This is a genomic window from Shinella sp. 20P9.1.1, from assembly GCF_057798995.1.
In genome coordinates, this window is record NZ_JBYOLC010000009.1 from 123,522 (window position 1) to 148,823 (window position 25,302).

Annotated in this window: 23 protein-coding genes; 9 read left to right on the forward strand and 14 right to left on the reverse strand. The window is 64.3% G+C overall.

What is annotated here, in order from left to right; genetic code table 11:
• The first annotated feature begins 116 nt into the window (after positions 1-116).
• On the forward strand, positions 117-1,619 hold the full coding sequence (locus tag AC27VQ_RS16830) for an amidohydrolase family protein (protein ID WP_488717161.1): 1,503 nt from the start codon (positions 117-119) through the stop codon (positions 1,617-1,619).
• A gap of 1 nt (position 1,620) precedes the next feature.
• Here the strand turns inward: AC27VQ_RS16830 and AC27VQ_RS16835 are convergent, their stop codons facing one another.
• The 5 genes from AC27VQ_RS16835 to AC27VQ_RS16855 form a co-directional block, all read right to left on the reverse strand.
• Positions 1,621-2,742, reverse strand: coding sequence for a PLP-dependent cysteine synthase family protein (locus tag AC27VQ_RS16835; RefSeq protein ID WP_488717247.1), 1,122 nt, complete (start codon positions 2,740-2,742; stop codon positions 1,621-1,623).
• A 182-nt stretch (positions 2,743-2,924) separates the two neighbouring features.
• Positions 2,925-4,355 carry an amidase gene (locus AC27VQ_RS16840; protein ID WP_488717162.1) on the reverse strand — a complete coding sequence of 477 codons (1,431 nt, stop codon included), beginning with the start codon at positions 4,353-4,355 and terminating at the stop codon, positions 2,925-2,927.
• 95 nt (positions 4,356-4,450) lie between these two features.
• A complete protein-coding gene (locus AC27VQ_RS16845) occupies positions 4,451-5,518 on the reverse strand; it encodes an extracellular solute-binding protein (RefSeq protein ID WP_488717163.1) in 1,068 nt (355 codons plus the stop codon).
• 107 nt (positions 5,519-5,625) lie between these two features.
• Positions 5,626-6,534, reverse strand: coding sequence for a LysR family transcriptional regulator (locus AC27VQ_RS16850; RefSeq protein ID WP_421592823.1), 909 nt, complete (start codon positions 6,532-6,534; stop codon positions 5,626-5,628).
• 31 nt (positions 6,535-6,565) lie between these two features.
• Positions 6,566-7,429 (reverse strand): MurR/RpiR family transcriptional regulator, encoded by an 864-nt coding sequence (locus AC27VQ_RS16855; RefSeq protein ID WP_488717164.1) that lies wholly within the window; start codon positions 7,427-7,429, stop codon positions 6,566-6,568.
• A 500-nt stretch (positions 7,430-7,929) separates the two neighbouring features.
• Between AC27VQ_RS16855 and AC27VQ_RS16860 the strand changes: the two genes are divergently transcribed.
• Positions 7,930-9,426, forward strand: a complete 1,497-nt coding sequence (locus tag AC27VQ_RS16860; protein ID WP_488717165.1) for a M81 family metallopeptidase — start codon at positions 7,930-7,932, stop codon at positions 9,424-9,426.
• On the opposite strand, the gene AC27VQ_RS16865 is transcribed toward AC27VQ_RS16860, so the two are convergent.
• The 5 genes from AC27VQ_RS16865 to AC27VQ_RS16885 all read right to left on the reverse strand — a co-directional run bounded on the left by AC27VQ_RS16865 (position 9,423) and on the right by AC27VQ_RS16885 (position 15,072).
• Positions 9,423-9,800, reverse strand: coding sequence for a response regulator (locus tag AC27VQ_RS16865; RefSeq protein ID WP_313530305.1), 378 nt, complete (start codon positions 9,798-9,800; stop codon positions 9,423-9,425). The two genes, AC27VQ_RS16860 and AC27VQ_RS16865, sit on opposite strands and share 4 nt — an antisense overlap.
• Before the next feature lie 14 nt (positions 9,801-9,814).
• Positions 9,815-10,006, reverse strand: coding sequence for a DUF3008 family protein (locus AC27VQ_RS16870; protein ID WP_421592826.1), 192 nt, complete (start codon positions 10,004-10,006; stop codon positions 9,815-9,817).
• Positions 10,007-10,069: 63 nt separating this feature from the next.
• On the reverse strand, positions 10,070-13,795 hold the full coding sequence (locus AC27VQ_RS16875; protein WP_488717166.1) for a PAS domain S-box protein: 3,726 nt from the start codon (positions 13,793-13,795) through the stop codon (positions 10,070-10,072).
• A gap of 172 nt (positions 13,796-13,967) precedes the next feature.
• Positions 13,968-14,177 (reverse strand): hypothetical protein, encoded by a 210-nt coding sequence (locus AC27VQ_RS16880; protein ID WP_488717167.1) that lies wholly within the window; start codon positions 14,175-14,177, stop codon positions 13,968-13,970.
• A gap of 112 nt (positions 14,178-14,289) precedes the next feature.
• Complete coding sequence (locus AC27VQ_RS16885) at positions 14,290-15,072, reverse strand: SDR family oxidoreductase (protein ID WP_488717168.1); 783 nt, start codon at positions 15,070-15,072, stop codon at positions 14,290-14,292.
• 126 nt (positions 15,073-15,198) lie between these two features.
• On the opposite strand from AC27VQ_RS16885, the gene AC27VQ_RS16890 reads away from it, so the two are divergent.
• Genes AC27VQ_RS16890 through AC27VQ_RS16910 form a run of 5 tightly spaced genes read left to right on the forward strand, consistent with a single transcriptional unit; the run spans position 15,199 to position 16,963 of the window.
• Positions 15,199-15,402, forward strand: coding sequence for a hypothetical protein (locus tag AC27VQ_RS16890; RefSeq protein ID WP_488717169.1), 204 nt, complete (start codon positions 15,199-15,201; stop codon positions 15,400-15,402).
• Between the two features lie 14 nt (positions 15,403-15,416).
• On the forward strand, positions 15,417-15,806 hold the full coding sequence (locus AC27VQ_RS16895) for a CBS domain-containing protein (protein ID WP_488717170.1): 390 nt from the start codon (positions 15,417-15,419) through the stop codon (positions 15,804-15,806).
• 2 nt (positions 15,807-15,808) lie between these two features.
• Positions 15,809-16,069: a DUF982 domain-containing protein gene (locus AC27VQ_RS16900; RefSeq protein WP_409530395.1), complete on the forward strand. Its 261-nt coding sequence runs from the start codon at positions 15,809-15,811 to the stop codon at positions 16,067-16,069.
• 30 nt (positions 16,070-16,099) lie between these two features.
• On the forward strand, positions 16,100-16,363 hold the full coding sequence (locus AC27VQ_RS16905) for a DUF2934 domain-containing protein (RefSeq protein ID WP_313530290.1): 264 nt from the start codon (positions 16,100-16,102) through the stop codon (positions 16,361-16,363).
• A 39-nt stretch (positions 16,364-16,402) separates the two neighbouring features.
• The gene (locus AC27VQ_RS16910) at positions 16,403-16,963 is read left to right on the forward strand and encodes a type 1 glutamine amidotransferase domain-containing protein (RefSeq protein WP_488717171.1); all 561 of its coding nucleotides are present in this window, start codon (positions 16,403-16,405) and stop codon (positions 16,961-16,963) included.
• 14 nt (positions 16,964-16,977) lie between these two features.
• Here AC27VQ_RS16910 and AC27VQ_RS16915 read toward each other — a convergent pair whose 3' ends face one another.
• Both AC27VQ_RS16915 and glgX read right to left on the reverse strand, forming a co-directional pair.
• A complete protein-coding gene (locus tag AC27VQ_RS16915; RefSeq protein WP_488717172.1) occupies positions 16,978-18,048 on the reverse strand; it encodes a DNA topoisomerase IB in 1,071 nt (356 codons plus the stop codon).
• Positions 18,049-18,057: 9 nt separating this feature from the next.
• The gene (gene glgX, locus AC27VQ_RS16920) at positions 18,058-20,142 is read right to left on the reverse strand and encodes a glycogen debranching protein GlgX (protein WP_488717173.1); all 2,085 of its coding nucleotides are present in this window, start codon (positions 20,140-20,142) and stop codon (positions 18,058-18,060) included.
• Positions 20,143-20,350: 208 nt separating this feature from the next.
• Here glgX and treZ point away from each other — a divergent pair, with 208 nt between their 5' ends.
• Both treZ and AC27VQ_RS16930 read left to right on the forward strand, forming a co-directional pair.
• Positions 20,351-22,204: a malto-oligosyltrehalose trehalohydrolase gene (gene treZ / locus AC27VQ_RS16925; protein WP_488717174.1), complete on the forward strand. Its 1,854-nt coding sequence runs from the start codon at positions 20,351-20,353 to the stop codon at positions 22,202-22,204.
• Entirely contained in the window at positions 22,183-22,560 is a 378-nt protein-coding gene (locus AC27VQ_RS16930) for a CBS domain-containing protein (protein WP_488717175.1), read from the forward strand. The genes treZ and AC27VQ_RS16930 overlap by 22 nt, the downstream gene beginning before the upstream one ends.
• On the opposite strand, the gene AC27VQ_RS16935 is transcribed toward AC27VQ_RS16930, so the two are convergent.
• Both AC27VQ_RS16935 and AC27VQ_RS16940 read right to left on the reverse strand, forming a co-directional pair.
• Entirely contained in the window at positions 22,557-24,014 is a 1,458-nt protein-coding gene (locus AC27VQ_RS16935; RefSeq protein WP_488717176.1) for a UdgX family uracil-DNA binding protein, read from the reverse strand. The genes AC27VQ_RS16930 and AC27VQ_RS16935 overlap by 4 nt on opposite strands.
• Positions 24,014-25,243, reverse strand: a complete 1,230-nt coding sequence (locus AC27VQ_RS16940; protein WP_488717177.1) for a putative DNA modification/repair radical SAM protein — start codon at positions 25,241-25,243, stop codon at positions 24,014-24,016. The genes AC27VQ_RS16935 and AC27VQ_RS16940 overlap by 1 nt, the downstream gene beginning before the upstream one ends.
• Positions 25,244-25,302: the final 59 nt, after the last annotated feature.

A 25,302-nucleotide genomic window follows, 5' to 3' on the forward strand; every position in this document is an offset into this window, starting at 1 on the left:
TGCGCGGCCTGTCGCCGCGCGCCTACCGGGCACTGCTCCGGTGACGGCGCGGCTGATTGACATCGTTTTCTTGTATGCAATAAGAAACACAATCTAATACAATCGGGAACCAGTCCATGACGACACTTCCGCATTCCGGACGCCTTGCCGGCCCGGTCCTGATGAGCGCGCGCTGGGTCGTCGGCCACCGGGACGGCCGCCATGTGCTCTATGACGACGGCTGCGTTGTCTTCGAAGGGGATACGGTCACTTTCGTCGGCCATGATTATCCCGGCGAGGTCGCCCATCGCATTGATTGCGGCAATGCCATTCTCTCGCCCGGCTTCATCGATCTCGACGCGCTGTCCGACCTCGACACGACGGTGCTCGCCTTCGACAACCAGCCCTCCTGGCGCACCGGCCGCGTCTGGCCGAAGAGCTACATGGATCGCGGCCCCTACGAGATGTACACGCCGGAGGAGCTGGCCTTCCAGAAGCGCTATGCCTTCGCCCAGCTCATCCGCAACGGCGTGACGACGGCGCTGCCCATCGCCTCGCTGTTCTACCGCGAATGGGCGGAAACCGACGGCGAGTTCTCCGCCGCCGCCCACGCCGCGCACGATCTTGGCCTGCGCGTCTATCTCGGCCCGGCCTATCGCGCCGGCAACAGCTTCGTCGACGACGAAGGCAAGATCGGCTTCTATTTCGACGAGGAACGCGGCCTTGCCAATCTCGCCGGCGCCGTGGCCTTTGCCGAGCGTATCGAGGCGATGGCCTCACCGCTGGTGCGCGCGATGCTGGCGCCCGACCGCATCGAGACCGGCACCGCCGAATTCCTGCGCCGCACCGCCGCGGCCGGCAACGATCTCGACGTGCCGGTGCGGCTGCACTGCTGCCAGTCGGAGCTCGAATTCGACCGCATCGTCGCGGTGCATGACGCGACGCCGCTCGAATGGCTCGACAGCCTCGGCGTGCTGTCCGAGCGCACGCTGCTGCCGCATGGCGAACTCGTCGCCGGCACGCGCAACGTGGCGCGCGCCGGGCGCGACCTCGATATCCTCGCCAAGGCCGGCGCCACGCTGGTGCATTGCCCCATCGTCTCGGCCCGCCACGGCGGCTTCATGGACAGCTTCAGCAAGTTCCGCACAATGGGCGTGCGCATCGGGCTCGGCACCGATACCTGGCCGCCGGATTTCATCCAGAACATGCAGGTCGGCATCATGGTGTCGCGCGTGATGGATGCCTCCATCGAGAGCGTGCGCTCGGAGCATTATTTCGATGCCGCGACGCTCGGCGGCGCCGATGCGCTGCGCCGTCCCGATCTCGGCCGCCTCCAGCCGGGCGCCAAGGCGGACATGATCGTCATCGACATGGGCCATGACCGCATCGGCCATGTCATCGATCCGATCCAGACGCTGATGATGAATTCCTCAGGCCGCGACGTGCGCACCGTCGTCATCGACGGCCGCTTCGTCATGGTCGACGGGGTCATTCCCGGCTTCGATGCTGCAGCGGAACAGGCCCGCGCCCAGCGCCAGTTCGACGGGCTGCTCACCCGCTACCCGGACCGTACCTACGGCCACCCGCCGCTCGAACAGATTTTTACGTCGAGCTATCCGCGCGTCGGCCGCAAGGCGTGACCTACGGCATCCTCAAGGTTCCCGTGTCGAGGAAGGTCTCGATGGCGTGGCACCAGGGGGCGATGTCGATCTTGTTCTGGGCCAGCCAGTCGGCATTGAAATAGGTGCCGGCGTAGCGGTCGCCGCTGTCGCAGATCAGCGTGACGAGCGAGCCCTCGCGTCCCTCCGTCATCATGCCCTCGGCAATCGAGAGCAGGCCGAAGAAATTCGTGCCGGTGGACGCGCCCACCCGGCGGAACAGCCGATCGGACAGCACATGGGCGGCGGCAATCGAGGCGGCGTCCGGCACCTTGATCATATGGTCGATGACCGTCGGGATGAAGGACGGCTCGACGCGCGGGCGGCCGACGCCTTCAATGCGTGACGGCGTCGCGCAGGTGGCGTCCGGATCGCGGTCCTTCCAGGCATCGTAGAACACCGAGTTCTCGACATCGGTCACGCAGAGCCGCGTCGCGAGGTTGCGATAGCGGATGTAGCGGCCGATGGTGGCCGAGGTGCCGCCCGTGCCGGCGCCCATGATGACCCAGCTCGGCACCGGATAGGCTTCGCGCTCCATCTGGCCGAAAATGCTCTCGGCGATGTTGTTGTTGCCGCGCCAGTCGGTGGCGCGTTCGGCATTGGTGAACTGGTCGAGATAGTGGCCGTTCGTCTCGGCCGCGATGCGCGTGGCGGTGTCATAGACCTCCGCCGGGCGGTCGACGAAGGCGCAGCGGCCGCCGAAACGCTCGATGACATCGATCTTCGCCTTGCTGGTGCTGCGCGGCATGACGGCGATGAAGGGCAGTTCCAGCAGATTGGCGAAATAGGCCTCCGACACCGCCGTCGAGCCCGAGGAGGCCTCGACCAGCGTCGTGCCCTTGCAGATCCGCCCGTTGCAGATGCCGTAGAGGAACAGCGAGCGGGCGAGCCGGTGCTTCAGACTGCCCGTCGGATGGGTGCTCTCGTCCTTGAGATAGATCGAGATGCCCTTGAGGCCCTTGAACACCGGGTTGACGAGATGCGTATCCGCCGACCGGCGGGCGTCACCCTCCAGAATGCCGATGGCATGGCGCGCCCAGGCGCGGTCCGCACAATCGAGGAAAGGCGCCGGTTCGGAGCCGAAAGGGGCCGGTGTCGTGTCCATGATCATGTCCTCCCAGAGAGAGGGATCGTGCGGCATTTTCCAAGGGGGATCAACAGGTTCCTGCGGCTTATCGCCCTGCAAGTCACCACCGCGTTCTGCTGCCGTCCTGTAGCGTGCCGCAAGCGTGAAGAATTCGTCGAGCATCTGGAGAACCCCGCCACAGCGACGGGGTTCTCTTCGTTTCAGCGGGCGGCATGCACCGGTGCGCGAAGACCGCTCCACGGACGGGCCTCTTCGAGATCGCGCGCGACGCGGACCAGCGTCGCCTCGTCGGCAAAGCGGCCGACGACCTGGATGCCGATGGGCATGCCGTTGCCGTCGAGACCGAGCGGCAGGCTGACGGAGGGCTGGCCGGTGGCATTGAAGGTGCCAAGGAAGGTGAACAGCGTTGTGTCGCCTTCGGAGAAGTCGGCGGCCGACAGGTCTTCCCGCGTCGTCGCGAAGCGGCCGTGCTCGGGGGCCGTCACCGGCGTCGTCGGCGTCAGCAGGATATCGAAGCGCTGCGTGGCGATCGCGACATCATGACGGATCTTGCGCATGACCTCGAAGACATTGACGATCTCGGCCGGCGACATGGCGAGCGTCTGTTCCGTCAGCTTCAGCAGCACGGGCTCGACCGTCGTGCCGTCGAGCGGCTTGCCGAGCGAGCGGGCAAGGGCCGGCATGTCGGCAAGGCCGAGATTGAAGCCGCCCATGACGCCGACCATGATGTCCTCGGGGGCGGCCGGCGCGGAAATCTCCTCGATTTCGTGGCCCATGGCGGCCAGAAGTGCCGCCGTCTCGTCGAGAACGGCCAGCACGTCCGCCGCGATCGGCACCCGGCCCCAGGCGGTGCGCGCCAGGCCGATGCGCAGCTTGCCGGTCGGACGCTGCAATTCTTCGCGATAGGGCCGTTCCGGCTGCGCGATGATGAAGGGATCGCCCGGCTCGGGACCGGAAAACACATCGAGGGCGGCGGCCATGTCGCGCACCGTGCGGCAGACGACGAATTCACGCGCCAGGCCGAACAGCGAATCCTGACCATCCGGCCCGCCGGAAACCCGGCCGCGCGAGGGATTGAGGCCGACGAGGCCGCACCAGCCGGCGGGAATGCGGATCGAGCCGCCGCCATCGGAAGCATGCGCCATCGGGACCACACCCGCCGCCACCGCCGCGGCCGCCCCGCCGGAAGAACCGCCGGCTGAGCGGTCGAGGTTCCACGGGTTGCGGGTGATGCCCTCGAGCAAGGTTTCGGTAAAACCGGCAAAGGCGAATTCCGGCACCGCGCTGCGGCCGACATAACGCAGGCCCGATCGCTTGGCGCGGGTCGTGTAATAGCTGTCGAGCGTCGCGACGTTACCCTTCATCAAGCGGCTGCCGAATTCCTGCAAGCGCCCGGCCTCGGCGGAGCCGATGTCCTTGCGCAGGAAGGGCACGCCGGCAAAGGCGCCCTGCTGCGGGCCGCTCACCGCCTCGGCATCGTCGTAGAATTCGACGACGGCGTTGATATCAGGATCGACCTTCTCATGCGCGGCACGTGCGGCCTCCGTCAGTTCGCGGGCGGAGACGTCTCCGCGACGCACCAGATCGGCAAGACCGGTGGCGTCGTGGCTGCAATAGTCTGAAAGGTTCATGGCAGATTCCGAATTTCAAAAAGCCGCTGGACGATAGCAAGAACGCACCGCGCCGTCGCGTCCGACCGGACGGCGACGGTGCGGTACAGCGTCGGTCATTTCAGGACGTCGGTCCAGATCTTCGTGTAGAGCGCCTGCACATCCGGCGGGCAGGCGATGCTGAATTCACCGGCGGCCTTCAGCGCCTCGGGAATGTTCAGCTCGGGCGCATCCCGCATGTCGGCGGGCATAAACTTTTCCGAACCCATGATGCCGTTGCCGTAGCGGGCGAAGGCGGAGATCAGCGCGGCGTTTTCCGGATCCATCACGAAGTTCAGGAAGAGCTTGGCGTTCTCGACATTCTTCGCATCCTTCAGGATGGCGAGGCTGTCTGTCCACAGCGGATATCCTTCCTTGGGATAACCGAAGACGACATCGGGATTGAGCAGGCGGGCGCGGAAGGTCGCGCCGTTCCACGACGTGCCGCCGGCGAAATCGCCCTTGGAGACCTGCTCGATCGTGCCGTAGTCCACCGCCAGCCATTTCGGCTTTGCCGCCACCAGCAGGTCGCGCACCTTCTTGAGAACGGTGAGGTCGCTCTCGCAGACCTTGCCGCCGGCATAGTGAATGGCGAGGAACATCACGTCGGACATTTCCGGGATGATGTTCAGCTTGCCGGCCAGCTCCGGCGGCGGATCGAGGAAGATCGCCGATGTGTTCGGATCGCCCTTGTAGATGGATTTGTTGACCATGACGCCCGTCACGCCCCATTGCCACGGCACCGAATAGTGCCGGCCGGGATCGAAGGGCACGTCCACCCATTTCGGATCGACGTTCTTGAAGTTCTCCATCTGGTTCGGCTCGGACTGGAGCAGCAGTCCCTCGCCGATCCAGACCTCCATGGCGTAGCTCGACGGCACGACCATGTCGAAGCCGTGACCACCCTGGCGCACCTTGGCCAGCGCCGTCTCGTTGGAATCGTAGTCGGTCACGGTGACCTTGACGTCGTATTTCTCCTCGAAGCGCTTCACCAGGTCCGGGTTGGTGTAGTTGCCCCAATTGTAGATATTGAGCTCGCCGGCCGCGAAAGCGGCGCTGGAGCCGAGAAGCGTGAGGCCGAAGGCGGCGCTTCCCAAAAGCCTCCCGGCCAAAGCCGGCATTGCCGAATGTCTGTATCCTGTCATGGTCTCTTCCCTGTCCTCACTCGGGCGGGATGGTCGGGGAGAAAGACCGTCGCGACAAATATCATTTCCGCATGCCGAGGTGCGGAAAACTCACCTGTACGGAGGGATCAGACGAGATCCATGCTGCGCTTGTGCATCTCGATCTGCCCGTCCAGCCAATCGCGGAAGAGGCGAATCCCCGGTTTGCCGGCAGCTCCGACACGCTGGCGCAGATAATAACCGGCCTTCAGCCGATGGCGGCTCGGCAGCGGCGCGACCAGCTCGCCGCGCGCGAGGAAATCCTCCGCCATGATCGTATCGGCCAACGCAATGCCGCCGCCTTTCACCGCCTCGCGCATCAGCAGGATGGGATCGTGGAACATCGCGCCGGCCTTCACCGCCGCATTCGACGTTACGCCTTCGCGTACCAGCCATTCCTCCCACCACGCCGTGGTGCCCTCGTGCAGCAGGCGGTGGCCGACGAGATCGGCGGGCACGCGGATGGGGCGCTCGCGAAGCAGCGCCGGCGCGCAGACGGGCATGATGGTGAGCGGCAGCAGCGGCTTGAAGGACGGGTCGTTGTGGTTTTCGAATTCGGAGAAGATGAAGAGGTCGCTGTCGCCGATCTCATTGGCGGAGGATGTCGAGACCTCGAATTCGAACTCGGGATGCAGGGTACGAAACTGCTCCAGGCGATCGACCAACCACAGGCTGATGAAGGTGGTCTCGCCGCCGAGCGTGATGAAGCGGGCGCGGTTGGGCCGCACCTTGCCATGCACCGCCGCCTCCTCCGTCGCCGTCTCGATGATGCGGAAGGCCTCGTACAGGCGATGGGCATAGCTTTCGCCGCGCCCCGTCAGCGTGACGCCGCGCGTGCCGCGGGTAAACAGCCGGGCGCCCAGCGTGTCCTCCAGCGAGGCGATGTGGCGGCTGACGGCGGAGGGGGAAAGTCCAAGCTCCGCGGCGGCGGCCTTCAGGCTGCCGAGCCGGGCCGTGGCCTCGAAAACCCTGATGGCATTGAGCGAGGGAAGCAACATGGCCCATGCAAAGCCGATGGGCCGCGCGGCGTCAATCCCCGAGCAGCTGCCGATCGTCGCCGTCGCGATGGCTGACCAGCTCCTGCTTGATGCCGCGCAGCGTCTTCAGCGCCCTGTTGCGTTCGGCATAGGCGACGAGATTGGCGAGCATGTCGATGACGGCGAGGTAGGCGTAGCGCGTCGACGTGGGGCGGAAGATGTTGCGGCCCTCCGGCAGATCGACGGCGATGACGACATCGGCCGCCGCCGCCACGGGCGAACCGCTCTGCGTGATGACGATGCTCGGCACACCCCGCTCGCGCAGAAGCTCGAGACAATGCACGAGCGCCATGTCGCGCCCGGTGAACGAAGAGCCGAACACCACCGTGCCCGGCTGGGCGGCGGCGGACAGCATCGCATTCATATTGTGATCGTTCGAGGCGCTGATCCGGCATCCCAGGCGGAAAAGCCGGTTGTGCAGTTCGTTGACTATCATCGCCGAATTGCCGCTGGCGCCGAAGGCCTGGATGAAATCGGCTCCGCCCAGCAGGCGGGCGGCCGTTTCGAGTGCCGCGAAATCGAGCTGGCGATGCAGCTGGAACAGCGCGTTCTGCGCTTTGGCAACAATGTCCGCGGCCACCTCGCCCGGCGTTTCGGTCGCGACCTCAGGCTTTACATAGCGCAGGCCGACATAGGTGAGCCCGGCAAGTTGCACCTTGAAATCCGGATAGCCCTTGCAGCCGAGCCGGCGGCAGAAGCGAGTGACGGTGGGCGGCGAGACGCCGGCCCGCGCGGCCATGTCGCCGATCGAGGCATTGACCACGAAATCCACGTCGTCGAGCGCGACCTGCGCCAGCCGCCTGTCGAGGCCCGACAGCTTTCCATCCTCGTCCGACAGGACGTGAAAAAGGTCCATCGTTTCCGTCTCCCGCGGGCACATGATGAAAATGATTTTCTCAGTTGCGGGAGAAATATCACGGATGGCGGGTTTATCAAGCCGCACAAGCGATACTCCAACCATGGCAACGCGCACGAACGGCCGGGCTTCGTTCCGTTTTTTTGCAGAAATTTTCGACGAAACGAGCCCGAAGGAGCGGCGTATCAGTCAACATGCGAGAAAATCGCGTCTGTTTCTATGCGGTTATTTTCACGATCTCAGTCTACGCCGCTGCCGAACAGGCCCGTCAAACCCGACGTAGCGCCCTGACGGAAGACGACATTCTGCTCTCACCTTGATCAGACCACTCTTTTGGAGCGGAGAAAATCTCACTGCCTCGGGAGGATATCAATAACGCGGAACTTCATGCGGCGTGTAATCGGCTAACCGATTGACTTTCATTGCATTTCCCAACAATTAGAAAATAAATTTCGCAGTCGTCGAGACTGTGCGCCAAAACCCTATCGGGAGCCTTATAGATGCGTATTTTTACGGCCTCGCTTGCAACGGAAACCAACACCTTCTCGCCGGTGCCGACGGATATGAATTCGTTCAAGGCCGCCTTCTATGCTGGACCGGGCGAACATCCGGAGACGCCGACGCTCTGCTCCTCGGTCGTGCCGATCCTGCGCCGGCGCGGCCGAGCGGAGGATTTTACGGTGATCGAGGGGACCGCCTGCTGGGCAGAGCCCGCCGGCCTCATCCAGCGCCAGACCTACGAGACGCTGCGCGACCAGATCCTCGGCGAGCTCACCGCCGCGCTGCCGGTCGATGCCGTCATTCTGGGCCTGCATGGCGCGATGGTGGCGCAGGGCTATGACGACCCGGAGGGCGATTTTCTGGAACGCATCCGGGCGCTCGTCGGGCCGCAGGTCCTGATTGCGGTGGAATTCGATCCGCACAGCCACCTCACCGCCAGGCGCGTCGCCAATCTCGACCTGATGGCGGCCTTCCTCGAATTTCCGCATACGGATTTCGAGGAGCGCGGCGAGCATGTGGTGGAGCTGGCGCTGCGCACGCTGAAGGGCGAGATCCGCCCCGTCGTCTCTACCTTCGACTGCCGCATGATCACCATCTACCCGACGAGCCGCGAACCGATGCGCTCCTTCGTCGACCGGCTGAAGGCGATGGAGGGCAAGGACGGCATTCTCTCCCTCTCCGTCATCCACGGCTTCATGGCCGGCGACGTGCCGGATATGGGCACGCGCATCGTCGTCGTGACCGATGGCGACAAGGCGAAGGGCGACGCCCTGGCGCAGGCGCTCGGCCACGAGCTTTACGGCCTGCGCAGGAAGACGGCGATGCCGATGCTCGATACGGAAGCCGGCCTCGACAGGGCGCTGGCGATCCGGGCGGCACATCCGCAAAGGCCCGTCGTCATCGCCGATGTCTGGGACAATCCGGGCGGCGGGGTCGCAGGTGATGCGACCTTCATCCTGCGGCGCATGATCGAGCGCCACTTCGAACACGTTGCCGTCGCGACGATCTGGGATCCGATCGCCGTCTCCTTCTGCCATGCGGCCGGCAAGGGGGCGGAACTGGCACTGCGCTTCGGCGGCAAATCCGGTCCCGAAGGCGGCGAACCGCTGGACCTGCGCGTCACCGTGGAACAGGTCTTCGACGCCGGCTGGCAAAGCTTTCGCAACAGCCGCGTGACGCTCGGCAGAACGGCGGTGATCCGGCCGGTCGGCACGACGATCGACATCGTGCTGATCACCAGCCGCACCCAGACCTATGAGCCGGATATCTTCTCCAACCAGGGCGTGGATTTTTCGCAGAAAGCCTTCCTGCTGGTGAAGTCGACGAACCATTTCCACGCCGGCTTCCAGCCTGTGGCCTCCGAGATCGTCTATATCGCTGCCCCCACCTCCTACCCGACCGACCCGGCAACGACGGCCTATCGCAAGGCGAGCGCCGGTCTCTGGCCGCGCGTCGCCGATCCGCTGGGTTTGGATGCGACCCCGGCTGACCTCTAGGGCGCGGCCCGCCGGGCGACCGAGCGGCTGCGCTTGTCGATCGCCCGTTGCAGCGCCTCGGTTATCTCCTCGTCGCGGAAAGGCTTGGCGATCACCGCCAAGGCGCCGTCGAACCCGTAGGGCAGCGAGCCGGGATCGCCGGTGACGAAGATGACGTCGATGCCGAAACGGTCGATCAGCCGGCGGGCGAGCAGGTGACCGCTGTTGCCGTCGGAAAGGCCGAGATCGACGAGCGCGATGTCGGCGCGCGGCGCATAGGCGAGCGCCTGCTCGACAGTCGAGACCGGCCCGAGGGTTTCGTGGCCGCTGTCATGCACCACGCTTTCCAACAGGCTGGCGATGAGAAATTCGTCCTCGACGATCATGACGCGCATGGCTTTCTCCCGCTTCAGGCCGATTTCGAGTCGTGCTCGGGTTTGCCCTTGCGCTTGGTCGAGGCCATCTCCTTCAGCTCCTTTTCCGACATGGATTTCTCCATGCTCTTCGAAGCACCTTTCAATTCGCTTTTCTTGGTCTCGCCGCGTTTTGCCGAGAGCGCGGCGCCGGCAGCCTTCTGCTGCGCTTTGGATTTTGCAGGCATGGTACGGTCTCCTGTTGACGGTTTTCCGTCAAACTATCGAGGCCGCCCAATGTTCCCCGAGCCTCACACGCCCGTCGCGGCAAGTGCCGTCGCGATCTCCTTGGCGTCATAGGGCTTTTGCAAGAGGACGGCAGGGCGACCGACGGCAAGGGCCGGCAGGTCGCTGTGGCCTGTGGCAAAGATGACGCCAACATCCGGCCTTACCTCGCGAGCGCGGATCGCCAGGTCCGTGCCCGACATGCCCGGCAGGCCGACATCGGTGAGGAGCACGTCGAAGGCGCGGCTCTTGAGAAGCGGCAATGCCTCCTCTGCGGTCGTCGCCTCGATCACCTCATGACCGAGTTCCTGCACGAGATCGACCGCATTGAGGCGGATCAGGAAATCGTCCTCGACCAGGAGAATGCTGAGCCGCCGCGGCTTTTCAGGTTGCTTTTCCGGTTCGGGCACCGGCGTTTCCGTCTTCGGCGGAACCGGTTTACGACCGGCAAGTGTCGCGCGCAGCTTTCGGGCCAGCGCCTCGCGCGTATAGGGTTTCGGCAGAAGCTCGACACCGGCATCGAGCCGGCCCTCATGCACGATGGAATTTTCCGTATAGCCCGAGGTGAACAGCACCGCGAGGCCAGGCAGGCGCTCACGCGCCTTGCGGGCGAGATCAGGGCTGCGCAGCGGGCCGGGCATCACGACGTCGGTGAAGAGAAGATCGATACCGACGCCGCTTTCGATGACGGTCAGGGCGCTCGCCGCATCGCGCGCCTTCAGCACGGAATAGCCGAGATCGCCGAGCATCTCGACGACGGTGGCGCGCACCTCGTCGTCGTCCTCCGCGACCAGCACGGTTTCCGTGCCGCCGATGATCGGGCCGTAATCGACCTCCGCGAGGCGGTCCTCCTCTTCCAGCGAGCGCGGCAGATAGATGCGCACGGTCGTGCCCTCGCCCGGCTCGCTGTAGATCTTGATATGGCCGCCGGACTGCTTGACGAAACCATAGACCATGGAGAGACCGAGACCGCTGCCCTTGCCGGCGGGCTTCGTGGAGAAGAACGGCTCGAAGGCCCGTTCCACCACATCCGCGGCCATGCCCTCGCCGGTATCCGTCACCGCGACGAGCACATATTGGCCGGGCTTGATATCGGCATGCTGCCTTGCATAGGCGTCGTCGATATAGGCATTGCCGACCTCGACGGTCAGCTTGCCGACGCCCTTCATGGCATCGCGCGCATTGATCGCGAGATTGAGCACGGCATTCTCGATCTGAAGCGGATCGACGAAGGTGTTCCAGAGGCCGCCGGAGCGGATCGTCTCGATCTCGATAGCCTCGCCGATCGTGCGGCGCAAAAGGTCCTCAAGCCCGGCGACGAAGCGGCCGATATTGATGACCTTCGGCTCCAGCGCCTGCCGGCGGCCGAAGGCGAGCAGCTGGCTGGCGAGCTTGGAGCCGCGGCTGACGCCGGCGATGGCATTGGCCACACGCTGTTCGGCGCGCGCATTGCCGGCAATGTCCTTGCCGAGCAGCTGAAGATTGCCCGAGATCACCTGGAGCAGGTTGTTAAAGTCATGCGCGACGCCGCCGGTCAGCTGGCCGATGGATTCCATTTTCTGCGCCTGGCGCAGCAATTCCTCGGCTTCGGCCAACGCCCGCGCCTGTTCGCGCTCGCCGGTCACGTCGCGGCCATAGGCGAAGGTCAGGCCCTCTTCGGCGAAGATGCGCCAGGAAATCCACCGCACGGACCCGTCGAAATGCCGGAAGCGCACCTCCCGCTCCTCCGAACCGAACCGACGGTCGCCGGCCAGGAATTGCGCCGCATCCTCCTGCCGCACGAACGTGCCGAGGCGCCGGCCGACGCTTTCGCGCGCCGAAAAACCCAGCACCTCGGACCAGGCGGGATTGACGGAGCGGATCGTGCCGTCCTCGCCGGTCACGACAAGTAGGTCGCGCGCATTGCGCCAGAGGCGGTTGACCTCCGCGGTGCGTTCGCCGACCTGCCGCTCCAGCGAATTGGCGAGCTGCTCGAGCTTCTGCTCCGCCCGCCGCCGCTCTACGGCGCTGCGGGTGCGGGCTGCGACGTCGCGCACGAAATCCAGTTCGCTCGCCGACCATTCGCGCACGTCCTCATGATTGAGGTAGAGAAGTGCCACGAGCCCGGAGGCTTCCGTCACCGGCATATTGATGAAGGCCCGCGCCTTGATCGCCTTCAGCGCCTCGGCCGTCGCCTGGGTGCGCGGATCCTGTTCCGCATCCGCCACGACCACCGTCTCGCCGCGCTTGAGGTCATCGATATAGGTGCCATATTCGCGAAAGTTCAGCACGCCGGCAATCGTCTTGACGCCGGGCGCGTTCCAGTCGCGCTCGATGGTGATCGTTTCAGCGACGAGGTCGATCGTGCCATAGCCGGCGCGGCTGACATTGTGTACACGGGCCAGCATTTCCGCTGCCGCAAACGCGATGTCGGCAGGCTCGGTGAGCTGGCTGAAACGGTCCGTCAGCTCGATCAACGCATTGCGCCTGATGTCCTCGGCCCGGACTTCGGTCACATCGACATTGACGCCGATCATGCCGAGAAATTCGCCGCCCGCCCCGAAACGCGGCTGCGCATCCGTACGCAGCAGACGGTAGCAGCCGAGCTTGCGGCGATAGCGGGCCTCGACGACGAACGGCACCTGCCGGCGCATCGCATCCTGAAAAACCTCGGCCAGTCTCTGCCGGTCATCGGGATGCACCGTGGTGTTCCAGTCGAAACCGTCGATCTCCTCCGGCGCGACACCCCAGAAGGCGCGCTTTGCCGCGTTGAGATAGAGGCACTTGCCGTTCTCGTCGCCCATCCAGAGCATGACCGGCGCGTTGTCCGCGGCAAGGCGGAAGCGGGCCTCGCTTTCCCGCAGCGCGTCCTCGGCCGTCTTCTGTTCGGTCACATCGTGACCCTGCACGAAGACACCGGTCGGCCTGCCGTCTTCGTCGAAGACCGGCTGGTAGATGAAGTCCAGGAAACGCTCGTCCGGCGCCATGTCGTGGCGGCGCTTCAGGAGCACGCGCGCGCCCTTGCCCACATAGGGGCGGCGCGTGGCAAGCACGCGGTCGAGAATATCGACGAAGCCCTGCTCCACGACCTCCGGCAGCGCCTCGCGCAGCGGTTTGCCGATAATGTCCCTGTTGTCGACGAGCTGGCGATAGGCATTGTTGGCAATACCGAAAACATGATCCGGCCCGACAAGCGTCGACACGAAACCGGGCGCCTGCTCGAACATCAGGCGCAGCCGCTCGCCTTCCGATTTCAGCCGCTCCTCCGCCTTCACCTTGCCGGTCGTTTCGACCACGATGGCGATGACGCCGGCCGGGCGGCCGTCCTCGCCGAGCACGGGCGAATAGTCGAGATTCATCCAGACCTGCTCAGGCTCGCCGCGGTGGCGAAGCAGCGTCAGCTCCTGATCCTTGTAGGCAAGTGTTCCGCCGGCCAGGCCGACTTTCATGACATTGTCGTTGAAATCGGCAACTTCGGGCCAGCCTTCGCGAACCCTACTGCCCAAAAGCGCCGGATGGCGCCCGCCGGCGAAGATCGAATAGGCATCGTTGTAGATCATGATGCCGTCCTCGCCCCAGAGGAGGACGATCGGCACCGGGGAGCGCAGCATGATGCTGACCGTGGTCTTGAGGCTCTGCGGCCAACCGTCGACGGGGCCTATCGGGGTGCGGGTCCAGTCGAAGGCGGAAATCAAACGGGCGGCATCGCCGCCACCGCTCAGGAAAGGATAACGGCTGTCGACCGCCTCCTCCAGCCCGTCTTCCACCCGCATTCATACCCCCTTTTATACGCCGATCTTGCGGGATCGCTTTTTAGCGAGGTTTCCCGGCGAAAGATCGCAATCGATAACGGTCCAACCAAATTTTTCCCGCCCTGCCGAAACAGCTGAGGGCCGCGACGGACATAGGGCGGGAACAGGCAAGGTCAAATATTTAGATCCGGCGCTAGCGCTGGAAAACGGGAAGATCGGAGGGTTTTGCAGCGCGGCCGCTTTTCAGGCCCAACTGCTCCCATGCAAAAGTCTTCGCCGCTGCCGCGGCGGCCTCCTTGGTGGGATAGGTATCCGGCAGCACATAATCCCTGCCCTCGCAGGACAGCATCGCACGGCAACTCAACACATCGAAATGCAGCTGGATATCGGACTGTTCGCTCATCGCATCCTCCTTCGATACAACGCGATAGAATGAGGCCGGCATCGATAAGTTCCGGATCGTCCCTGACTTCTCCAAATTCTATCGATTCCCAATCGGCGCAAAGCGACAGCACTCACCGCAACAACCCCTGTCCGCCGTCGATCCAAAGCGGCACGCCGGTGATGTGGCGGGCCTTGGAGGAGGCGAGGAAGACGATTGCATCGGCGACGTCCGCCGCCGTGCCCGGTTCGCCGGCCGAGATCGGGATTTGCCCCTGCGGCCACACCACCGGGATGCCGGTCTCGTCCGTTCCGCGCTGGCGGGTGTTGTCGTCGATCTCTGTCTCGATGGCGCCAGGGCAAATGGCGTTGACGCGGATGTGCGACTTGCCGAGTTCCAGCGCGAGCTGCTGCACCATCGCAAGCTGCGCGGCCTTCGTCGCGGAATAGGCGGTGGCTCCCGGCGTGGTGAAGGTGCGCGTGCCGTTGATGGAGGAGACGACGACGATGCTGCCTTCTCCGGCGGCCTTGAGATGCGGCACGGTTAGATGCAGGGTCAAATAGGTTCCGCGCAGGTTGACAGCAATCGTTTCGTCCCATTCGGCGGGCTTCAGGTCTTCGATCGGCGCCCAGACGCCGTTGATGCCGGCATTGGCGATCACGATATCGAGAGTGCCGAAAGCCCCCACGAGCCGGTCCACCGCCGCCCGCATCGATGCCTCGTCCGCGATATCGGCGACCAGCGCGATGGCGTCGCCGCCGAGGGCGCGGATATCGTGCACCACGGCTTCAACCTCTTCTTCGGTTCGGCTGAGCACCCCAACGCTCGCACCATGACGGGCAAAGGCCTCTGCCGTCGCCCTGCCGATCCCGGATCCAGCCCCTGTCACGAGAGCGACCTTTCCTGCAAAAAGCATGGCATTTCCTCCGTTGCACAGCCCGACAGGAATGTTCCGGGAGCGATCCTGTTCCGTGTTTTTCGGGAACCATGGCCCGGCCTCGGCGTTTGTTTCAGACACCAACTCAGTTCGCAGGAGTTTTACGTGCGCCAGAAGAAAAAAACGCTCGCCCGCAAACCCGCCCCCCAAACGGATCCCGAAACCAGCCAGCGCAGCAAACGCCGCAATTCGTGGGAGCCGCAGGTCATCGTGCCGCATCAGGTCGATCTGCCGCTTGATCAGGGACGTGACGAGATTGCCGTGCCCGCAGCGGTCCATGGTCGCAGCCTGTCCAATGGAAGGCTTTGAAGGAGGCGATGGGAATGCGTGTCAAGGACGTGATCTCCGCCCAGATCGTCACCGCCTCCCCCAATGACACGGCCCAGTCGGCCGCCCGTCTGATGGCGGAAACCGAAGTCGGCGCGCTCCCCGTGGAGGTGCCCGGCGTCGGCGCCATCGTCGGTATCATCACCGATCGCGACATCGTCGTTTCGGTGCTCGCCAAGGGGCTTTCGACCTCGACGGGCCTTGCCGAATTCATGACCGTATCGCCTGAGGTGTGTAACGAGAATGACGAGACGGCCACTGTCGCAGCCCGCATGCGCGATCTCGCGGTGCGGCGTCTCGTGGTTGTCAACGATGAGCGGCGTGTAGTCGGCATCGTCAGCCTTGTCGATATTCCGGCCGAACCGGCGGTGGAGGGCGTGACATGACGATCTACGCGACAGACAGGCTGTGGGACGAGGCCGTCATCCTTGAGGGTGACGGGCGTGTACTGCGCGTTCACAGCACGCGGGACGCCCTCCTCTGCCTCAAAAACCACTGGCCGATAAAAGATGGCCCTGCTCTTCTGGCGGCGACCAGCATCGGCGAGCAGGGGCTGACCAGCGACGACGACCCGGCTTTTGCCCGCCGGGCCTTTATCGAGGCCGCCAAGGAAGCCGGCTTCAGCGTGAACACGTGGACGGCGGCATAGACCGCTGACACCTTCGAAGGGACATCAATCGTGCAAGACGACGAACGCCAGGAATGGATCAATAAACGTGCCTATAGTCTGTGGGAGGCGGAAGGCCGCCCGCATGGCAAGGACCAAGAGCACTGGGAACAGGCAGCGCGCGAACGCGCCGACCTCGAAAAGGTAGCCCTACCCGAACATCTCAAAACGAAACGTAATTCAGTCAATGCCGACGCGGCCACCGAGAAGGCTATCGCCTCAAGGCGGCATCCAAGTCCGAACTCCACCGCCAAGGTGCCCTCGCTCCGTCCCTGACGGCAGCGGCACTACCCCATACACTTGAAAGGAAAACCCATGCCCTCCATCGAAGAAGCCCGTATTCTCATTCTTGCGACCGACGGCTACGAGCGCTCCGAACTGCGCGTGCCGCTGGAAGAGCTGACGAAACGCGGCGCGACCGTCTCCATCGCCTCGCTGGAAAAACGTCCGATCAAGAGCTGGGACAAGAAAGACTGGGGCGATACGGTCGACGTCGATTTGACGGCGGCCGATGTTTCCTCCACCGCCTTCGACGCGCTCGTCCTGCCCGGCGGCCAGATCAACCCGGACCTGCTGCGCAAGGACGAAACGGCGATGCGCGTCGTGCGCGACTTCCTCGCCTCCGGCAAGGTCGTCGCGGCGATCTGCCATGCACCTTGGCTGCTGATCGAGGCCGATGCGCTGCGCGGCCGCAAGGCCACCTCCTATGCATCGATCAAGACGGATGTCATCAATGCCGGCGCCGAGTGGCACGACGAGAAGGTGGTGACAGACCAGGGCATCATTACCTCGCGCTCCCCGGAGGATCTCGACGCCTTCGTGGCCAAGATCGTGGAAGAGATCGAAGAAGGCCGCCACGAACGCCGCGCGGCCTGATTCCGTAAACCTGCTTATACCGCCGGCTGCGCAGTTCGCGCCGCCGGCGCTTTTTTGCCGGCGCGGCGGCGGGCGTTGCGGCGGTTTTCGAGGAAACGCAGAAGCCGCTCCTCCTCCGCCCGCAATCCCTTGATGGCGAGCGGCGGGCGACGCATGGCGATGCGCAGCGTCTCGGGCGTTTCGGCAAGCGCGATGACATCAGGATGAATGTAGCTCGACCGGGCGATGGCCGGCGTGTTGTGCAGGGCCTCGGAGGCGGCGTTCGCCATGCCCTTGATCGTCGGCCGCCCGCCCGCTTCGATGGCTTGGCGGGCCATGGCGAAGGCTGCAAGGCTCCCCGCCCAGGTGCGGAACGTCTTGGCTGAGACCGCGATGCCGGCGATTTCGGCGAGATAGCCGTTGAGCCGGCCGGAATCGATCGGGCGCACCAGGTTCGTCTCGTCCTTCCAGACGAAAAGCTGTCGGCCGGGCAGATCGGCGCTGTCTTCCAGGATGCGCTGCAGGCGCGGATGTTTCAGCGTGCGCTGCACGCGCTTGCCGCCCTTTGCCGTGAAGCGCAATTCGATGCGGCCGTCAGCGAGCTTGACGTGGCGTTTCAACAGCGTCGTCGCGCCATAGGTCTTGTTTTCCTCCGCATAGGCGCGATTGCCGACGCGCAACTGTGCCTCGTCGAGCAGCACGGTGATCGCCGCCAGCATCGTATCGACCGCGCCCGGTGCACCGTCGAGATCGCGCCGCACCGCGCGGCGGATTTTCGGCAGCGCCCGGCCGAAAGCGATGAGCTGGCCGAACTTGTCACCGCTTTTCAACGCCTGCCAGTCGGCATGATAGCGATACTGCTTTCGCCCCCGCGCGTCATAACCGGTGGCCTGCAAGTGGCCGTTGTCGTGGATGCAGATCCAGACATTGTCATAGGCCGGTGGTAAGCCAAGCGCGGATATGCGCGCCTTCAGCGCCGCATCCCGCACGAGCGCACCATCCGGCAGGCGATAGCAGAAACTGCGGCCTGCACGCTGGCGCCGGATTCCGGGCTCGCTGTCGGAGACATAGACGAGACCGGTTTGCGAAAGCGTGTCAGGCGCCATGGCAAACCGTCAGTTCACAGGTTCGAAGACGGCGATGCTCGCGCCATAGACGGTGGCCGGGCTTTCCGCCGCGTGCTCGGCGAAGGCATCGTCCGTAGCGCCGGTATCCAGGACACGTTTCCATGATGCAATGCCGTTCACGGAAGGCAGGGTCATCGTGCAATCGCCGCCGGCATTGCAGACGACGAAGAGCTGATCCGGTCCTTCGCCGTTTGCGGGCTTCGAGAGGAAGAGACCGAGGGCGCGCAAATTGCCGTCCTTCCAGGCGGCATCGCTCATAAAGCTGCCGTCCGGCTTGTACCAGGCGATCTCGATCGAGCCGTCTTCCGCCGCATCGCCCGTCAGGAAACGCTCCTGCCGCAGCGCGGTATGGGCCTTGCGGAAGGCGATGGCCCCCTTGCAGAAATTCAGGAAGGGATCGTCGAGCCCGCTCCAATCCGTCCAGCCGATCTCGTTGTCCTGGCAATAGGCGTTGTTGTTGCCGCCCTGGCTGTTGCCGAGTTCGTCGCCCCCGAGCAGCATGGGCACGCCCTGGCTCAGCAACAGCGTAGCGATCATGTTGCGGCGGCGGCGGTCGCGGGCGGCGATGATGTCGGCGTTGTCGGTCACGCCTTCCGCACCCAGATTGTGCGAATGGTTGTCGGAATGGCCGTCGCGATTGTCTTCGCCATTCGCCTCGTTGTGCTTGCCGTCATAGGAGACGGTGTCCATCAGGGTGAAGCCGTCATGGGCGCTGATCAGGTTGACGGACGAGGTCGAGCCGCGATCGGAATGGTTGAACTGCGGCGCGGAGCCCGTGAGGCGCGAGGCAAGGCCGGCGACCAGCCCGCCGTCGCCCTTCCAGAAGCGGCGCACGTCGTCGCGGTACTTGTCGTTCCATTCGCGGAACGGATAGGGGAAGCCGCCGACCTGATAGCCGCCGTCACCGACATCCCAGGGCTCGGCGATCAGCTTCACACCAGACAGGATCGGATCCTGCCTGATGGCATCGAAGAAGGCGCCGTCACGGTCGAATTCGATATGGCGCGTGCGGCCGAGCGTGCTCGCCAGATCGAAGCGGAACCCATCGACATGCATGACGCCCACCCAGTAGCGCAGGCTGTCCAGCACCATGCGCAGTACCATGGGATGGGCGATGTTGACAGTGTTGCCGGTACCCGTCGTATCGTAGGAGTGGCGCGGATCGTCCGGCGACAGGCGGTAATAGCTGAGATTGTCGAGACCGCGGAAGCTGAGCGTCGGGCCGCGCTCCGACCCCTCGGCCGTGTGGTTGTAAACCACGTCCATGATCACCTCGATGCCGGCGGCATGGAACCGCTTCACCATGGTCTTGAATTCGGTGATGGCCTTTCCGGAGAGGAAACGCGGTTGCGGCGCGAAGAAGCCGAGCGTCTGGTAGCCCCAGTAATTGCGCAGCCCCTTTTCCAGCAGGTAGCGGTCATCGGGGAAATACTGGATCGGCAGGAGCTCGATGGCCGAAATGCCGAGATCGACGAGATGCTCGATGATCGCATCGCTCGCCATGCCCATGAAGGTGCCGCGCAGTTCCTCCGGCACGCCGGGATGCGTCATCGTCATGCCGCGCACATGGGCTTCGTAGATGATCGTGTCGGTCCAGGGCCGGCGGATGGCGGCATCGCCCGCCCAGTCGAAATCCGGGTCCTGCACCACGCCCTTGACCATGAAGGGGGCGCTGTCGCGCTCGTCGAAGGACAGATCCTCCGCCGCATCGCCGATCTTGTAGCCGTAGAGCGCGTCATCCCACTGGATTTCGCCGAGCACCTGCTTGGCATAGGGATCGAGCAGCAGCTTGTTCGGGTTAAAGCGATGACCCGCCTTCGGATCGTAGGGGCCGTGCGCCCGGTAGCCGTAGACGGTGCCCGGTTTCAGGCCGGCTATATAACCCGACCAGATGTCGCCCTCGCGCTTGGGCAAAGCAAGGCGCGCAGTCTCTTCCTTCCCGTCGGTAGAAAACAGACACAGCTCCATCTGCTCCGCATGGGCGGAAAAGATGGCGAAATGCGTGCCGTCGCCGGTGAATTCGGCGCCAAGCTCCGGCTTCATGAAGTCGAGTTCGGAAAAAGAATAGCTCATGAAATGCGTCCCCTTCGAGCGAGCAAATGGCCTCCCCGGATAGAGCTGCGACAGGCTGCAGCGATTGCACAATCACACCCTACGGTTCTCCACCGGACCGTTTTTCAGGGCGCGAAAATGCGATGATGCAACGCGAAAAGACGCTGATTGTTCCGGAACATTTTGCCGCCCGCCCGGTTCCGATCCTGTCCAACGGAAGAGGAAACGGATGACGGAGCCATCGATGATGCAGCGCGGCTGGGGACCGGTTTTGGAAAAGAATGGCGGCGTGACGTTCCGCCTCTGGGCACCGGCGCAGGAGACAATCACAGTTCTGGTCGAAGGCCGCGAAATCCCCATGCAGCGTATGGACGATGGCTGGCACCGCCTGACGACAGGCGCAAAGGCCGGCGACCGCTATGCCTTCCGCCTTCGTGATGGCACGACGCTGCCGGACCCCGCCGCCCACGCCCAGGTGGATGACGCGCACGGCCCCTCGCTTGTCGTCGATCATGACGCCTATACCTGGCAGAATGCCGAATGGAAGGGACGCCCCTGGGCCGAGGCGGTTCTCTACGAACTGCATATCGGCACCTTCACGCCCGAGGGGACATTCCGCGCCGCAATCGACCGCCTGCCGCATCTTCGGGCGCTCGGCATCACCGCCATCGAGCTCATGCCGGTTGCCCATTTCGCCGGCCGGCGCGGCTGGGGTTACGACGGCGTGCTGCTCCATGCACCGCATCCCGTCTATGGTACGCCCGACGACCTCAAGGCGCTCGTCGATGCGGCGCATGGCCAGGGCATGATGGTGCTGCTCGACGTCGTCTACAATCACTTCGGCCCCGTCGGGAATATGCTGCCGCGCATCGCACCGGATTTCTTCCACCCCGAGCGGCACACGCCCTGGGGCGCGGCGATCGCTTTCGACGAACCGGCCGTGCGGCGCTACTTTATCGAGAATGCCCTTCAATGGGTCGTCGATTACCGCTTCGACGGGCTGCGGCTCGATGCGACGGAGCAGATCGAGGACGAGAGCGAGACGCATCTTTTGATCGAGCTTGCGGAAACCGTGCGGGCGGCAGCCCCCGGCCGGCACATTCACCTCGCCGTAGAGGACCAGCACAGCCGCAAGAGCGTACTGAACCGCGACGGCGGCATCGTCAGGCATTACACCGCCGGCTGGAATGATGAATTCCACCATGCCCTGCACGTCATCGCGACCGGTGAGACGGGCGGCTATTATAAGAATTTCCTCGACGATACGATCGGCACGCTCCGGGAAGCCACCGCCAGGGGGTTCGTCGGCGCAGACCGCGGCAAGGATCGCGTCGGCCTGGCGCCGCAGGATCCGCTCCCGCCCGACGTCAATATCAACTTCCTGCAAAACCACGACCAGATCGGCAACCGCGCCTTCGGCGACCGGCTGGCGCGCCAGACCGACCCCGATTTGCTCAAGGTTATGACGGCGCTGCTGATGCTGTCTCCGCCGGTGCCGCTCCTCTTCATGGGTGACGAATACGGTGAGGAGCAGCCCTTCCAGTTTTTTGCCGATTTCGAGGGCGAGCTTGCCCGCGCGATAAAGGCCGGACGGGAGGCGGAAGCGGAGAAATTCGGCGGTCTGCCCGATGACAGGGCCCTTTCGGACCTGCCCGATCCGCTTTGCGACCAAACCTTTGAGCGCTCCAAGCTCGACTGGTCGCGCGCGGACACGCCCGAGGGCCGGCAACAGATGGCTTTCATCCGCGACCTCACCGGCCTGCGGCAGCGGCATATCGCGCCGCTTCTGAAGATCAGGCCCATCGAACCGCATATCCTGCCTGCCGAGGACGGCATCGTCGCGATCGACTGGCGTTCGCCCGACGGAACGCTTCTCCTTCGCGCCAATCTGACGGAGGCGAGCGGAGCGGTGCCCGCCTTGCCGGGTGAGGCGATCTACCGCTTTGCACCGCGCGGCAAGGCCGGCCCGTGGATATCCATCGCCTTCGACAGGACACAGCGGATTTCGGAACCAAAAGTGCCTTCGGCGGTTCCTACCGAAATGGTTTTCGAGAGGTCCTCATGCATATCGGCGACATCATGACCCGCAACGTTCACCTCGTCCGCCCGGAGGAGACGTTGCACTATGCCGCGAGCCTCATGGCGGAGTGGGATATCGCCTTTCTGCCGGTTGCCGATGCCAGCGGCCTTGTCGGCACGCTGACGGACCGCGACATCATCCTGCGCGCCGTCGCTCCGGGCCTTAACGCCGAGGTCACCAAGGTCTCCGACATCATGACCACCAACATCACCTATTGTTATGACGACGAGGATCCCGCCATTGTGCTCGCCAACATGCAGTCGCTGCACCTGCGTCGCCTCGCCGTGCTCGACCGCCAGAGCCGCCTTTCCGGCGTGGTGTCACGGACGGATTTCAAGCGGCACCAGATCCAGATCTAGCCCGAAAAGCTCTTCGCCAGATGACCGATATCCCTGATGTCCTCGAGAAAGAGGGCATGCTGGCGCCGGCGTTCGGCCTCATCGGGCAGGCGTAGCAGGAACGAGGGATGGATGGTTGGGTAGAGCACGACATTGTCCTCCATCGCCATGGGTTGGCTGCGCACCTGGCTGAGCGGGCGCCGGTCGCCCGTCAGCGCATAGAGGGCCGTGGCGCCCAGGGCCACGATGATCCTAGGTTTGACGAGTTCGATTTCCTTCGTCAGCCACCAGCGGCAATGATCGATCTCACCCCGGTTCGGCTTCTCGTGGATGCGGCGCTTGCCGCGCGGCTGATATTTGAAATGCTTGACGGCATTGGTGAGGTAAAGCGTTTCGCGCGCAAGGCCGGCCTCCTTCAGCACGCCATCCAGCACTTTTCCGGCCGGGCCGACAAAGGGACGGCCGGCAAGGTCTTCCTGATCGCCCGGCTGCTCGCCGACCATCATCATCACCGCCGCCTCCTGCCCCTCGCCGAAGACGGTCTGCGTCGCCGTGCAATGCAGCGGGCAGCGCGTGCAGCGCCGGGCCTCTTCGCGCAGGCTTTCCAGCGTGCCGGCTTCAGCAAAACCGGCGGACGGCATTGCCTGTGCCAAATCCTGAAGCCGGTAGTGAAAGGCCGGCGGATCGCTGGCAGCACGCTCGGCCATGGCGCGAACATTGGCTTCCGCATTGGCGATCAGTTCGGGAATGAGGGCCGCCTCGGGCAAGTTGCGCCAGTATTTCTTCGGCATCTCCGCCTGCATAGCCCTAGTCTTCAGCCGCGCCGGATTGAAGATACTGGCATAATAGGTGCGCCAGAGCGCGTCCGTGGGATCGCCGTGGCCAGGATCCTCGCCCGGCCGCATGTCGGCGATCAGGCTTTCGCCATTCCAGCTCGCCGTGCCCTTCGGCGTTGCGATGATCCAGTCCATATCGGCGAAGCGGCGGCGAAAGAACGGCGCGGTGCGCGCGACGACGAAATGCGTCGGCTCGAACCAGGCGAAAAACCGTCGGCGGCCTTCCACCTCCCCTGCGATTTCCTTGAACCGCACGAAGGCCGTCATCTTGTGGCTGTCACGCGCGACGTTCTTGGCCAGCAGCCGCGCCCAGGCGACATCCTTGTCCGCCGTCAGTTCCAGCAGGCGCCGGTCGGATTGCAGGCGCCAGAGCAGGCGGTAGAGCAGATGAAAGCGCCCCGGATCCGTGTGGCATACGACGGCCTCGGCAAGCGGCAGGAAGGCCTGCGGCACCACGAGCGGGGGTGCGGCGGCATCAGGCACCGGCAGCTCCGGCAATGTGCTGGCCTCGAAGAGTTCTATGTCGCCTTGGATGCGCCAGTCCACCTCGCGCGGCGAGACGCCGGCTGTGGCAAGCGCGCGGGCGGCATCGCGCCATTCGGAAAAATCACCGCGGGCGAGAAGCGGGATCGTCCACATCACAGCAACGAAAGCTGTTCCGGCTTGCGCGCGAAGAGCGTCTTCAAGTCGGCGCGGTCGGCGAGCTTCAGTGGCGTCCAACCCTCCGCCTCGATGAACGCCTTCACCTTGCGCACGGAAACGCTAAGCCGCGCCAGATCTTCCAGCCGCAGGCGGCGGAAACGGCGGCTGGAGAGGATGGCATCGACCGTCTTCGTGCCGAAGCCCGGCACGCGCAGCAGGGTCTCCTTCGCCGCCCTGTTGACGTCGACGGGGAAATCCTGCCGGTTGGCGAGCGCCCAGGCGAGCTTGGGGTCCATGTCGAGATCCAGCATGCCGCCGGTCGCCGCGGTGATCTCGTCGACGCCGAACCCGTAGAAACGATAGAGCCAGTCGGCCTGGTAGAGCCGGTGTTCGCGCACCAGCGGCGGCTTGATCAGCGGCAATGCCCGCGAGGCATCCGGAATGGGGCTGAAGGCGGAATAGTAGACGCGCTTCAGGCCATAGCTGCCATAAAGCCGGGCGCTGGTCTTTAGGATGGTCGCATCGTCAGCGCCATCGGCACCCACGATCATCTGGGTGCTCTGGCCGCCCGGCACGAAGCGTTTGCGCCGCTTGGTCTGCAACGTCGGTTCGTCTGCCGCCTCGATCTTGCGGCGCAGATCCCCCATGGCGCGGCGAATGCCCTCGGGGCGCTTTTCCGGCGCGAAACGGCCGATACCCGCATCCGTCGGGAGTTCGATATTGAGCGACAGGCGATCGGCATAGAGCCCCGCCTGCTCGATCAGTTCGGGCGACGCGTCGGGGATCGATTTGAGATGGATATAGCCGCGAAAGCCGTGCACCACGCGCAGGTCCTTCGCCACCTTCACCATTTCGCCCATCGTATGATCGGGCGAGCGGATGATGCCCGACGAGAGGAACAGGCCCTCGATATAGTTGCGCCGATAGAATTCCAGCGTCAGCCAGACAACCTCGTCCGGCGTGAAGCGGGCGCGCTCCACATTGCTCGACGAGCGGTTGATACAATAGGCGCAATCGAAGATGCAGAAATTGGTGAGCAGGATCTTCAAAAGCGAAATACAGCGCCCGTCCGGCGCATAGGCATGGCAAATCCCCGCCCCTTCGGTCGAGCCGAGGCCGCCTGATACCACGGAGTCGCGCTTGACGGTTCCACTCGACGCGCAGGAGGCATCGTATTTGGCCGCATCAGACAGGATGGCCAGGCGTTGCTGCAGCGATTTCTTCATATTTGTTCACTATATGTTCTGTAGCGCTCTGTCAATCCGAGGCGTGCGGAAACCACAGT